11 protein-coding genes are annotated in these 13460 nt (G+C 41.8%); 7 read left to right on the top strand and 4 right to left on the bottom strand.

What is annotated here, in order from left to right; translation table 11 throughout:
* The first annotated feature begins 4 nt into the window (after positions 1–4).
* The 7 genes from ftsA to ORQ98_RS12535 all read left to right on the top strand — a co-directional run bounded on the left by ftsA (position 5) and on the right by ORQ98_RS12535 (position 10339).
* The gene (ftsA, locus tag ORQ98_RS12505) at positions 5–1243 is read left to right on the top strand and encodes a cell division protein FtsA (protein ID WP_274689145.1); all 1239 of its coding nucleotides are present in this window, start codon (positions 5–7) and stop codon (positions 1241–1243) included.
* 68 nt (positions 1244–1311) lie between these two features.
* Positions 1312–2475 (top strand): cell division protein FtsZ, encoded by a 1164-nt coding sequence (ftsZ, locus tag ORQ98_RS12510; protein WP_274689146.1) that lies wholly within the window; start codon positions 1312–1314, stop codon positions 2473–2475.
* 106 nt (positions 2476–2581) lie between these two features.
* Entirely contained in the window at positions 2582–3496 is a 915-nt protein-coding gene (gene lpxC, locus ORQ98_RS12515) for a UDP-3-O-acyl-N-acetylglucosamine deacetylase (protein ID WP_274689147.1), read from the top strand.
* A gap of 748 nt (positions 3497–4244) precedes the next feature.
* Positions 4245–5177 carry a M23 family metallopeptidase gene (locus tag ORQ98_RS12520; protein ID WP_274689148.1) on the top strand — a complete coding sequence of 311 codons (933 nt, stop codon included), beginning with the start codon at positions 4245–4247 and terminating at the stop codon, positions 5175–5177.
* 169 nt (positions 5178–5346) lie between these two features.
* The gene (gene secA / locus ORQ98_RS12525) at positions 5347–8055 is read left to right on the top strand and encodes a preprotein translocase subunit SecA (protein WP_274689149.1); all 2709 of its coding nucleotides are present in this window, start codon (positions 5347–5349) and stop codon (positions 8053–8055) included.
* Positions 8056–8145: 90 nt separating this feature from the next.
* Positions 8146–9363 (top strand): bifunctional glutamate N-acetyltransferase/amino-acid acetyltransferase ArgJ, encoded by a 1218-nt coding sequence (gene argJ / locus ORQ98_RS12530; protein ID WP_274689150.1) that lies wholly within the window; start codon positions 8146–8148, stop codon positions 9361–9363.
* A gap of 16 nt (positions 9364–9379) precedes the next feature.
* Positions 9380–10339 (top strand): Nudix family hydrolase, encoded by a 960-nt coding sequence (locus tag ORQ98_RS12535; RefSeq protein ID WP_274689151.1) that lies wholly within the window; start codon positions 9380–9382, stop codon positions 10337–10339.
* A 2-nt stretch (positions 10340–10341) separates the two neighbouring features.
* On the opposite strand, the gene yacG is transcribed toward ORQ98_RS12535, so the two are convergent.
* From yacG to ORQ98_RS12555, 4 genes are all read right to left on the bottom strand, one after another.
* Positions 10342–10548, bottom strand: coding sequence for a DNA gyrase inhibitor YacG (gene yacG / locus ORQ98_RS12540; protein WP_274689152.1), 207 nt, complete (start codon positions 10546–10548; stop codon positions 10342–10344).
* Entirely contained in the window at positions 10541–11146 is a 606-nt protein-coding gene (gene coaE, locus ORQ98_RS12545; protein ID WP_274689153.1) for a dephospho-CoA kinase, read from the bottom strand. Before coaE ends, yacG begins: the two co-directional genes overlap by 8 nt.
* Positions 11136–12017: a prepilin peptidase gene (locus ORQ98_RS12550; protein ID WP_274689154.1), complete on the bottom strand. Its 882-nt coding sequence runs from the start codon at positions 12015–12017 to the stop codon at positions 11136–11138. The genes coaE and ORQ98_RS12550 overlap by 11 nt, the downstream gene beginning before the upstream one ends.
* Positions 12018–12099: 82 nt before the next feature.
* Complete coding sequence (locus tag ORQ98_RS12555) at positions 12100–13317, bottom strand: type II secretion system F family protein (RefSeq protein WP_274689155.1); 1218 nt, start codon at positions 13315–13317, stop codon at positions 12100–12102.
* Positions 13318–13460: the final 143 nt, after the last annotated feature.

The following is a 13460-nucleotide window of genomic DNA, read 5'->3' on the forward strand; positions in this document are numbered from 1 at the left end:
TCGAATGGCAACGTCTCAAGACGGAAAAATGATAGTCGGTCTAGACATTGGTACATCTAAAGTAGTCGCTATAGTGGGCGAAGTGGCTGATGATGGTACGTTAAAAGTGGTCGGCATTGGTGCTCATCCATCACGTGGGTTGAAAAAAGGCGTTGTTGTAAATATCGAGTCTACTGTTCAGTCAATTCAGAGAGCGATAGAAGAAGCTGAATTAATGGCTGGCTGTCAGATTCACTCGGTATATGCTGGTATTGCCGGTAGCCACATTAATAGTTTGAATTCCCATGGTATTGTGGCCATTCGAGATCGAGAAGTCTCCCCAGCTGATGTCGATCGGGTGATTGATGCAGCCCAGGCGGTAGCTATTCCTGCGGATCAGAAAATTCTACATATTTTGCCTCAAGAATATGTAGTGGATACCCAGGAGGGTGTTAAAGAGCCACTGGGTATGTCAGGGGTCCGATTGGAAGCAAAGGTTCATCTGGTTACCTGTGCAGTGAATGCGGCACAAAATATTGAAAAATGTGTTAAGCGCTGCAACTTAGAAGTAGAAGATATTATTTTGGAACAGTTAGCATCTAGTTACTCAGTGTTAACTGAAGATGAAAAAGAGCTAGGGGTTTGTCTGGTTGATATTGGTGGAGGCACTACGGATATTGCTGTATTTACTAGTGGTTCGATTCGGCATACTGAAGTAATTCCTATTGCTGGTGATCAGGTAACCAATGATATTGCAATGGCGCTTCGCACGCCTACGCAGCACGCTGAAGAAATTAAAATTAAATACGCTTGTGCATTGACTCAGTTGGCAAGGGCGGAAGAATTAATAAAAGTACCTAGTGTAGGTGACCGCCCACCACGGGATTTATCACGGCAAGCACTAGCAGAGGTAGTTGAGCCTCGTTACGAAGAATTATTTACCCTGGTACAAGGGGCGCTCAGGCGTAGTGGTTTTGAAGAGCTGATTCCTGCAGGCATCGTTCTGACTGGTGGCACCGCAAAAATGGAAGGTGTTGTGGAGTTGGCTGAAGAAATTTTTCATATGCCCGTTAGGTTAGGCATGCCTACGGATATTAAAGGACTTTCTGATGTGGTAAAAAACCCAATTTTCTCGACAGGTGTCGGGTTGTTACATTATGGGTTACAACATCAAAAAGAAGGCAGTGTTGCCATGCCTGTAAGATCTGCCGCTAAAGTTAATATCTTTAGCCGGATGAAACATTGGTTTCAAGGAAACTTTTAACAGGAGTAACGATAACTAATACAAATTAAATTAAGTAGTAGATAGTTGAGAGAAAGGAGAGGGTTATTATGTTTGAGTTGGTTGATAATGTGCCGCAAAACGCGGTCATTAAAGTTGTCGGTGTGGGCGGCGGAGGTGGCAATGCTGTCAACCACATGTTAAATAAGCACGTCGATGGCGTTGATTTTATCTGTGCAAACACAGATGCTCAAGCGTTAAAAAATTTGGCGGCAAAAACCGTTTTGCAATTAGGCACTGGTGTGACTAAAGGGTTAGGTGCAGGTGCTAATCCTGACGTTGGCCGTGAAGCGGCACTTGAAGATCGCGATCGAATTGCTGAAGTGTTAAATGGCGCTGATATGGTATTTATCACTGCCGGTATGGGTGGTGGCACAGGTACTGGTGCAGCTCCAGTTGTTGCGCAAGTTGCTAAAGAAATGGGTATTTTAACCGTTGCTGTAGTCACTAGACCCTTCCCTTTTGAAGGGCGTAAGCGGATGATTGTGGCTGATGAAGGGATTAAAGAATTAGCAGAAAATGTTGATTCTTTAATCACAATTCCTAATGAAAAATTGTTACCTGTATTAGGAAAAGATGCCAGTTTATTATCAGCATTTAGTGCGGCAAATGATGTATTGCTTGGTGCAGTGCAAGGTATTGCTGATCTAATTATTCGTCCGGGAATGATTAACGTCGACTTTGCAGACGTGCGCACAGTAATGTCTGAAATGGGCATGGCAATGATGGGAACAGGTTCTGCGACAGGTTCTAATCGAGCAGTAGAAGCAGCTGAAGTTGCGATTCGTAGTCCACTTTTAGAGGATGTAAACTTACACGGCGCTCGTGGAATATTGGTTAATATTACAGCAGGATTAGATCTTTCTTTGGGCGAGTTCTCAGAAGTGGGTAATACTGTAGAGCAGTTTGCTTCAGAAAATGCTACCGTAGTGGTTGGCACCGTAATTGACCCTGATATGTCTGATGAGTTACGAGTCACCGTGGTAGCAACAGGGTTAGGGGCGAATGATGCAGCTGATGCACCTGTTAAAGTAGTCGATAATACCAAAAGCGATGGTACTTTAGACTACAATAAATTAGATCGCCCTACAGTCATGAGAAAACAAGCTGCCGCCGGAACAGGCAACCAAGTTGTCCAGCCGGAACGGACTCGTAATACAGACAATATGGATTACTTGGATATACCTGCATTTTTAAGAAGGCAAGCTGACTAGGGTATTAAAAAAGTTCACTTACCATTTGTGTAATGTGCAGCTTTTGATACAATCGCCGGTCAATTGTTTGCCTTCTGGCAGGATTTGATCAAGACGGCGTACATATATGATTAGACAAAGAACTTTAAAAAACATTATCCGTGCTACGGGAGTAGGTCTACATTCGGGAGAAAAAGTCTACTTGACATTGAAGCCAGCTCCTGTAGATACGGGAATCGTTTTTTGTCGGACAGACTTAGATCCGGTTGTAGAAATACCCGCAAAAGCAAGTTTTGTTGGTGACACTACTTTGTGTACATCACTAATGAATAATGATGGCATTAGGGTAGACACTGTTGAGCACTTGCTTTCAGCAATGGCAGGCCTCGGCATTGACAATGCCTATGTAGAAGTAAGCTCCCATGAAGTACCTATCATGGATGGCAGTGCAGGGCCTTTTGTTTTCTTAATTCAATCCGCAGGGATTGAAGAGCAAAACGCAGCAAAGAAGTTTATTCGAATTAAAAAAGAGGTTACCTATAAAGAAGGTGATAAAGTAGCAACCTTCTTACCATTTGATGGCTTTAAAGTGACCTTTACTATTGATTTCGATCACCCTGTCTTTAAAGGCAATATCCAAACAGCTTCTGTTGATTTTTCCAGCACCTCTTTCGTAAAAGAAGTCAGTCGCGCAAGAACTTTTGGTTTTATGCGAGATATTGAATATCTCCGATCTAAAAACTTAGCTCTTGGTGGTAGTGTTGACAATGCGATAGTTGTTGATGACTACCGAATACTGAATGAAGATGGCTTACGTTATGATGACGAGTTTGTCAGACATAAAATGCTTGATGCCATTGGTGACTTGTACTTACTAGGTAATAGCTTAATTGGTGAGTATCGTGCGGTTAAATCTGGGCATGCTTTAAATAATAAGGTATTACGTGCCTTGATGGCGCAAGAAGATGCATGGGAAGTAGTCACGTTTGAAGATCCTGCTGAAGCTCCTATCTCATACATGCGGCCAGTAGCTGCAGTATAAATCTTATTAGATAAATCATGTGGGTTATGCTTTCACGCATTAAAAAATGTATCTGAAGGCTTTAAACAGGTGATAGCCCATTGATATGTAGTAGACAACACAGGTAGATATGTACTGTACTGATATAAATTAGCACTTGCTTTTGTATAAATTTATATATTGGAGGTACTAATCTATTTGTATGTTGTTGGCTAAGGTAGGCAGGATTATTGTATTATAAAAGCTGTATAAGGGTAAATACTTATTGTATTGTAAGCGTGTGAATATTTTGCTACGTAGGCTCACGAAAACCTAGGTTAAAAAACATGCTTTTAGCATAGTTTAAGTATACAGGTGGTGTTAGGAGCAGCTTAAAGCTTACCTAAAACTTAATAATGCTAAAAAGATAAATTACTAGTGGTTAAAATTAAAATAACCATGAGTGAGTAAAGCGGCAAATAATTGCCAGTTCGTGTGCAAGGCTATGTTCTATTTAAGGTGAATAAAGCCAAAACTATTAGACTTGCAATACGGTTAATGTACATACAGATGTAACTTGGGGGTTAGTGACTGCAAGTGATAAACAGTTGACACTGCTTTAAATAGCTATGATTACTTGAAAGCTAGTAGCGACGCTCAACTTATTGATGTACTTGTCTTGTAGTCAGGCAGTATGAACTTAAGTAGTCTATATGTCTTAAGTGAATTATTGTCCAAGGGTGGCTTTTTCTAGAGGTACGCAATCCCCGTGAATTAAAAGTGCAAGTGAATGAATATTATTATTGTCCGACGAAAGCTAGATAGATCGCGAACATTTCATATTGGCCCTTTTGGGCTTACATTTCTTGTACTTACTCTACTTGTTGCTCTTATCAGCCTCTCTATTTGGGGCACCTATACCTACCTGACCCCTCTTTCAGCTCAATCCCTTAATAATCAAACTACTCAACATTGGCAAGGAGAAATAGCCAGTCAGCGACGTGAGCTTAGTGCACTTAAGGATCAGGCGACCGCTGAGCTGGATGCGTTAGCATTACGAGTGTCTCAGTTACAAAGTCGACTAGTTAGGCTAGATGCTTTGGGCGAGCGTCTTACCCAAATAGCTGACTTAGATAATGGTGAGTTTGATTTTAGTGAGCCTCCTGGGTTAGGTGGTCCTGAATCTAATGATATTGATGAAGCATTTAAGCCTCCTCAATTTATTGACCTGATAGATCAGCTGATCAAACAAATCGACAACCGAGAAGCTCAATTAGAGTTGTTAGGTGATTTAATTACCTCGCGAAAAATAAAGAGTGACGTATTAATCGCAGGTAGCCCAATAAGGAAAGGCTGGCTATCTTCTCGATTTGGTCGGCGAACAGACCCTATCAATGGGCGTTATGCCTGGCATAAAGGTGTTGATTTTGCGGGTAAATATGGATCTGGTATTTTTTCTGTGGGGTCGGGAGTAATTACATGGGCTGGCTCACGAGGTGGCTATGGCAACATGGTTGAAGTGAATCATGGTAATGGTTTTGTTACTCGTTATGCTCATAACAGTAAAATCTTAGTTAAAGTAGGTGACTTAGTAAAAAAAGGGCAAAAAATTGCTTTAATGGGCAGCAGTGGACGAGCAACAGGTCCACATGTTCATTTTGAAGTGTATAAAGACGGAAAAGCTGTTAACCCCGCCAGATACATTTCCCGTGCAAATGGGTAAACCGATAAGCACTTTGAGTAGTTTCTCTTAAAAGCTGTGGTAATGCTTTCTTGTCTAAAGTAAATAGCGTTACAATCCAGCTACTTTATCTAAGTTTATTTTATAAAATCAGCCGAGCATTTGAGATGCTGTCTGGTATTAATCTTGTGGACACAATAAGTAAACGATTATGTTAGCGCCTTTAGTTCGAAAAGTCTTTGGTAGTAAAAATGACCGCCAGTTACGCCGGATGCGTAAAGTAGTGAAAGCAGTGAGTGCTCTAGAGGAGTCATTGAGTAAACTGTCAGATGAGCAATTAAAGGCTAAAACTGATGAGTTTCGTGATCGAACCAAAAAAGGTGAGAGCTTAGACAGCTTATTACCCGAAGCCTTTGCTGTTGTGCGTGAGGCAGGCAAGCGGGTAATGGGGATGCGCCATTTCGATGTTCAATTGATTGGTGGCATGACTCTTCACGAAGGACGTATTGCTGAAATGCGTACGGGTGAGGGTAAAACATTGGTAGCAACCTTGCCAGCCTACCTTAATGGCTTATCTGGCAAGGGCGTCCATGTTGTGACAGTCAATGATTACTTAGCTAGTCGTGATGCAAACTGGATGCGTCCGTTATATGAGTTTCTTGGTTTAACTGTTGGTGTGGTGACATCAGGTCAAGACCCAGAATCAAAAAAAGCAGCCTACCAGTCGGATATTACTTACGGGACTAATAATGAATTTGGTTTTGACTACTTGCGGGATAATATGGCATTTAGTTTAGAGGACAAATTCCAGCGCCCACTTAACTATGCCATTGTAGATGAAGTAGACTCGATTCTGATTGATGAAGCTAGAACTCCTTTGATTATTTCTGGTGCTGCTGAAGACAGCTCTGAGCTTTACACTGTTATAAATAAACTTATTCCTAAATTACAAAAGCAGGAAGAGGCTGTTGAAGGTCACTTTACTTTAGATGAGAAAACCCGACAGGTTGAGCTAAATGAGGTTGGACACCAGTTTATAGAGGAGCTGCTGGCCGAAAAGGGAATGCTGGGTGAAGGGGAAAGCCTCTATGCACCGAACAATCTAAATTTACTCCATCATGTTTACGCTGCTTTAAAAGCCCATCAAATCTTTCATAAAAATATTGATTATATTATTCAAAATGGTCAGGTGTTGTTAGTTGATGAGCATACAGGCCGGACCATGCCAGGTAGAAGACTTTCTGAAGGTTTACATCAAGCCTTAGAGGCAAAAGAAGGCCTGCAGATTCAAAGCGAAAGCCAGACCTTAGCATCGACCACCTTCCAAAACTATTTCCGTTTGTATGAAAAATTGTCAGGTATGACAGGGACTGCAGATACTGAGGCAGTTGAGCTAAGACAAATTTATGGTTTAGACGTTATTGTCATTCCTACCCATAAGCCGATGGTGAGGAAAGACTATAACGACTTGGTTTATCTCAGTATCGAAGAAAAATATGATGCGGTAATTGAAGACATTAAAGAAAATGTAGCCAAGCATCGCCCTATCTTGGTAGGTACCGCTTCCATTGAGTCTTCTGAACGAGTTTCTAGTGCATTAAAGAAAGCGGGAATTGAACACCAAGTATTAAATGCGAAATTCCACGAAAAAGAAGCTGAAATTATAGCCCAAGCAGGTAGACCTGGTGCTGTAACTATTGCTACCAACATGGCAGGCCGTGGTACAGATATTATGTTGGGAGGTAACTGGGAAGCGGAAGTCGCTAATCTAGAAAACCCAACAGAAGAGCAAATTAATAGCATTAAAGCTGAGTGGCAAGAACGGCATCAACAGGTATTAGATGCTGGTGGCCTACATATTATTGGTACTGAACGTCATGAGTCACGACGTATTGATAACCAGCTAAGGGGCCGTTCAGGTCGTCAGGGTGACCCAGGCTCTAGCCGCTTTTATTTATCTCTTGAAGATAGCCTCATGCGTATTTTTGCCTCTGATGGTATTCGCAACTTAATGCAGCGGCTTGGTATGGAAAAAGGTGAAGCCATTGAGCACCGAATGGTGACCAATGCTATTGAAAAAGCCCAACGTAAAGTCGAAGGTCGCAACTATGACATTCGCAAAGCCTTATTAGAATATGATGATGTGGCTAATGAGCAGCGTAAGTACATCTATAGCTTCCGTAATAAGGTAATGAGTGAAGATGACCTATCTGAAATGGTTACAGAATTCCGAGAAGATGTCTTGGAACAGGCAATTAACCAGTTTATTCCTCCTCAAAGCTTGCAGGAAATGTGGGATATCAATGGTTTAGAGGAGCACTTATCCTCAGAGTTTGGTATTAATCTATCTATTCAGCAGTGGCTGGATGAAGATGACAAACTCTATGAAGAGCCACTAAGGGAAAAAATTAAACAACATTTGTTGGAAGATTATCAGTCTAAGGAAGAGCTAGCAGGTGCTTCTGTTCTTCGTATGTTCGAAAAGCAAATGTTGTTAAGAGTATTGGATGATAAGTGGAAAGAGCATCTGGCAACTATGGACTACCTGCGCCAAGGTATTCACTTACGTGGTTATGCACAGAAAAATCCTAAACAAGAATATAAGCGTGAGTCATTTGAGCTGTTCCAACAACTGCTTGAAGATATTAAGCATGAAACCATCAAAATTCTTTCCCATGTACAAGTCAAACAAGATGATAATACAGAAGAAGTAGAGCGCCAGCGTAGGGCTGCTTTAGCTAAACAAATGGAGTTTCAGCATGCTGAGGCGGCAAGCATGACTGGTGAGCCAGCTTCGGAAGAAGGTGATGAGCACGCTAATACACCATTTATTCGCCAGGAACGAAAAGTTGGGCGTAACGAGCCTTGTCCTTGTGGGTCTGGAAAGAAATATAAACAATGTCATGGTAAGATTGTATAAACTATACATAACTCAATAAGATATTTTGTTAATTAGAAGTAATTTAAAAAAGGCGACGGTAGTCGCCTTTTTTGTGAGGTAGTAAGAAATATGGCGGTCGGCTTAGAGTCTATAAAGCAACTGTTGCCTGTTCCAGGTGTAAAGTTGTCAGCAGTTTCTGCTGGTATCAAAAAAAATCTACGAACAGACTTAGCATTACTGCAGTTTAGGGTTGGTAGCACTGTAGCAGGGGTTTTTACCCAAAACCGTTTTTGTGCTGCCCCGGTTCAAGTGGCAAAGCAACATTTATCGCAACAGCCTTTAGCACTATTAATCAATGCGGGAAATGCTAATGCAGGAACAGGCCAGCAGGGCTTGGAAGATGCTTACTGTAGTTGTGAGGTGACAGCAGAACAGTTAGGCCTGACGCAACAACAAGTATTGCCTTTTTCGACAGGGGTTATTGGAGAACCATTACCTGTCAAAAAAATAGAGGATGCACTACCCCAACTGGTAAACAAATTAAGTGTTGAGTCCTGGAATCAGGTAGCAGAAGCCATTATGACTACTGATACTCAGGCTAAGGGTATTTCTAAGCAATTTAGTTGGGCAGGGAAAACTTATACCATCACAGGTATTGCGAAAGGGGCAGGGATGATTAAGCCAAATATGGCCACCATGTTAGCTTTTATTGCAACAGACCTTGCTGTTGATCAGTCTTTACTGCAGAAATTAACTGTAGATATAGCGAACCTGTCGTTCAATCGTATTACCATTGATGGTGATACCTCCACTAATGATGCCTTTATAGTAGCAGCTACCGGTGCAGCTAATAATGAATTAATAGTGAATACCTGTGATCAGTTATTTCAATTATTTAAAAGCACGCTAATTGAGGTGGCTAAGCAGCTAGCTCAAATGATTGTGCGTGATGGAGAAGGCGCCACTAAATTTGTCTCCATTAATGTCAATGGTGCAAAAACTGCTCAAGATGCCTTGGAAGTTGCCTATACAGTGGCACACTCTCCTTTAGTTAAAACCGCCTTATTTGCCAGTGATCCCAATTGGGGCAGAATATTAGCGGCAGTTGGCCGAGCAGAGATTGCTGAATTAGATGTCAATGAGGTACAGATAAAGCTAAATGATGTTGCCATTGTTGAAAAAGGTGGTCGAGCAGCCAGCTATACAGAAGAGCAGGGTCAACAGGCAATGGTTGAGTCTGCAATTTCAATTGATATTGAGCTGGGTAATGGCGATTTTGCTGAAACTATCTGGACAACTGACCTTTCCCATGAGTATGTCAAAATCAATGCTGAATATCGGACCTGATAACAGAGAATAAAATATGCACAAAAAGTCTATTCAGGTTGCAGCGGCGGCGATTATAAATGCTTCAGGTGAAGTATTAATTGCTAAACGCCCGGATGATAAACACCAAGGGGGTAAGTGGGAGTTTCCTGGAGGCAAGATAGAGCAGGGAGAAACTGTGCAGGCAGCATTAACGCGAGAGCTATACGAAGAACTTGCTATTCAGGTAATAACTGCTAACCCATTAATTAAAATAACTTATGAGTATCCTGAAAAAGTTGTACAGCTTGATGTATGGCAAGTAACAGCATTTAGTGGTGATCCTGTTGGCAATGAAGGACAGGCAATTAAGTGGGTGGCAAAAACAAAACTATCAGATTATCAGTTTCCACCCGCTAATCGCCCTATTCTTCAAGCCTTATTACTACCTGATCATTATTTAATTTCAGGTGGCTTTACTGACCAGGCTGACTGCTTAAGGCGCGTACAAACAGCTATAGCTTCAGGCATTCAATTAATACAGCTAAGGGCTACGGACAAACCTATACCACTGGGCTTGGTCAAAGCCTTGGCAGAGTACTGTTATCAAACAAACGTGAAGCTGCTTATTAAACAGTCAAGTTGTAGTAGAGAGACATATAATCTGGAAGGAGTCTGCGGTGTTCATCTAACGGCAACTGAATTGATGGATTGCAATGAAGCTGCTATTGCTCAGTATCAAGAGCAGGGTTGGCTAGTTGCTGCCTCCTGCCATAACGCTGAGGAAATTGCTAAGGCTAATGCGTTAGCTGTGGATTTTATTACTCTTTCACCAATTCAGCCAACGGCGAGCCACTCAGAACAGCCCAGCTTAGGTTGGGAAAAAGCACAGCATTTAATCAATTTAGCGCAGTGCCCTATTTATTGTCTGGGTGGTCTCGACGCTTCCGATGTAAAGCAGGCCAAGCAGATTGGTGGCCAAGGTGTTGCTGGAATTAGTCAGTTCTGGCCTAGTTAGCTTTATACTAGCTGGTCAGAGGGGTACTCTGCTAAAAGCTCTTCATCAGGCAGATAAGCAGGATCGCCCGGAATGCGGTGCTGCTCATCTGCCCAGGCACCTAAATCAATCAGCTGACAGCGTTTTGAGCAGAAGGGTCGAAATTCATTTTTAGGTGTCCAGGGACCTGCTTTTTTGCAGGTAGGGCATTTAACGATAGCACTAGTCATGACAAGCAAATCCTAAATATTGCTGATGAAGCTGGTCCAATTGAGCATAAAGGTGCTGAATAGAACCCTGATTATTAATTATATCATCTGCTCTTTGCTGTTTCTCCTCTCGTGGCATTTGTGTTGCCAATATGCGTTGAGCTTGCTCTTTTGACATCTTGTCTCGCTGGCAGGCTCTAGTGATTTGTACTGTTTCAGGCACATCAATGAGTAAAGTGCGGTCAACAAGCAGGTGCTGATCAGTCTCAAATAGTAAAGGGGATACCAGCACTGCATAAGCAGATGTAGCCCGCTCTAATGCTGCAATAATTTGTTGTCGAATAAGGGGGTGCAGCAGTTTTTCTAGCCATGTTTTTTCTATTGGTGAGTTGAAAATTAGCTGTCGCAAGTATGGGCGGTTAAGTGAGCCATCTTCAAGTAAAACTTGATTACCAAAGTGCTCCTCAATAGTAGATAAGGCTGAGGATCCTGGCTCTACTACCTGTCTGGCAATGATATCGGCATCAACGATAGTAATTTGTTTAATATTAGCTAAATAGTCTGTTGCAGACGTTTTACCACTACCAATGCCACCAGTAATACCAACTTTATACGCCATGGAATTTTGCGATTTGTAGGTAGTTATTAAGTAGGGCTTCACCCCATAAACAAGCAATAATACCTGCAATGGCTAAGTAAGGGCCAAAGGGGATTTTGCTATTGCGCTCTTTAAGGCCTAAACCAATCATAGTAATACCTACCAAAGCTCCCACAAATGAAGACAGTAGGATAATAACAGGCAACATTTGCCAACCAAGCCAGGCACCAAAGCAAGCTAATAACTTAAAATCCCCATGCCCCATACCTTCTTTTTTAGTTAATAATTTGAAAGCCCAGTAAACACTCCATAATGATAAATATCCAGCAATAGCTCCCCAAACTGCACTGCCAAGGTCTGTGAAAATGTTAAAATAGTTTAAAGCCAGGCCAAGCCATAAAAAAGGTAGGGTGATACTGTCGGGTAATAATTGCTCATCTAAATCAATCATTGTGAGTACAATCATGGCAAAAAATAAACTGCTCGCTGCCAGCATTTGCAAACTAAAACCGTAATAATAGGCAGCTGCAACAGTCAATAATCCAGAGACAAACTCAATAATAGGGTAGCGAATTGAGATGGAGGACTTACAGTTGGCGCATTTTCCTTTTAATAGAATGTAACTCACAATGGGTATGTTTTGCCAGGCTTTAACAGGGGTTTGACACGTTGGGCAGTGAGAATGAGGAAATATTAAATTAAACTTAGTGGGCTCCATAGTAGGGGGTGGTAGCTTAAGAAATTCACAACACCCAGTATTCCATTCTCGATTCATCATGATTGGTAGCCGTAAAATAACCACATTTAAAAAGCTGCCAACAATCAGACCAAAAATAAGTGAAACTAAAATAAAAGCCGCAGGACTACTGGCTAAGTAATCGATAATATTCATTGAAAAAAATACCAGACAAAAAAGGACAGTAATGACTGCCCTTATATAATAGCAAAGCTGAGAAAAGTAAAAGAAGTAGGCTTTATACAACCTGACCCAGTTGGAAAATAGGTAAGTACATGGCCACAATCAGGCCACCTACTAATACACCTAATACAGACATAATCAATGGCTCCATCAAGCTGGTGAGGTTATCAACCATATTATCCACTTCTTCTTCATAATGGCTTGCCACTTTATCTAGCATGTCATCAAGGGCTCCAGACTCTTCGCCAATTCCTACCATTTGGACGGCTAAATTAGGGAATACTGCCGTGTTTTTCATGGCAAACTGTAATTGTTGACCGGAGGAGATATCTTCTTTAATTTGTCTAGCCGCATCATAGTAAACTACATTACCTGCAGCACCAGCCACAGAGTCAAGGGCATCCACTAATGGTACACCTGCCGCAAAAGTGGTAGAGAGGGTTCTTGCGTAACGGGCAACAGCTGATTTGTCGATAATATCACCAATAATGGGTATTTTCAGTACAAGCCGATCCCTGCTATCACGTAATCCTCTCGATTTTTCCAGCGCTTTACTGGATGCAAAGATAAGCACACCAATACCCGCTAAAAAGTACAGCCAATAGGCTTGTAAAAATTCTGATATTTGAATTACAAATAAGGTAAAAGCAGGTAAGTCAGCACCAAATCCTTGGAAAACCTCTTGGAATTGGGGGACCACTTTAATTAATAGAATAGCCGTGACAATCACTGCTACAACGACTACAGCAATGGGATAGGTCATGGCTTTTTTGATTTTGGCTTTTAACGACTCAGTTTTCTCTTTGTAAGTAGCAATTCTATCTAACAAGCTTTCCAAGGCACCAGACTGCTCGCCAGAAGCCACTAGACTGCAATATAAGTCATCAAAGTACTTGGGGCGTTTGCTTAAGGCTTCAGCTAAGCTGGTACCCCCTGCCACATCATTTTTGACATCATTTACCAGGTCTCGCATAGTGGTATTTTCACAACCATCAGCAGTAATTTCAAAAGACTGAATCAACGGCACACCCGCTTTCATCATAGTGGCCAGCTGACGGGTAAAAACCGCAATATCCATTGGCTTGATCTTTTTGCCTTTACCAGCAAAACTGATTGCTTTTTTCTTAACCTTAGTTGGGTTGATCCCCTGCTTACGCAGCTCTGCCTTCACCATGGCAATGCTGGCGCCCTGGATTTCCCCTTTGGTTTTTCGACCTTTCTTATCTTTGCCTTCCCAGACGAAAGCGCTGGGTTTAACTGCTTTTGTAGCCATTGGAGTACCTGACTATCAGATTCCTTGGGTAAGGCCCGCTACCGAGCATTATGTATTTATAATAAAGGCACTTGTTGATTCCTGTAGCTTAAATCACAATATGCCTTCTTGTTGTGTCACACAATAAGTGTAACGCATGCACG

It is taken from the genome of Spartinivicinus poritis, assembly GCF_028858535.1.
GTDB classification, from domain to species: Bacteria; Pseudomonadota; Gammaproteobacteria; order Pseudomonadales; family Zooshikellaceae; genus Spartinivicinus; species Spartinivicinus poritis.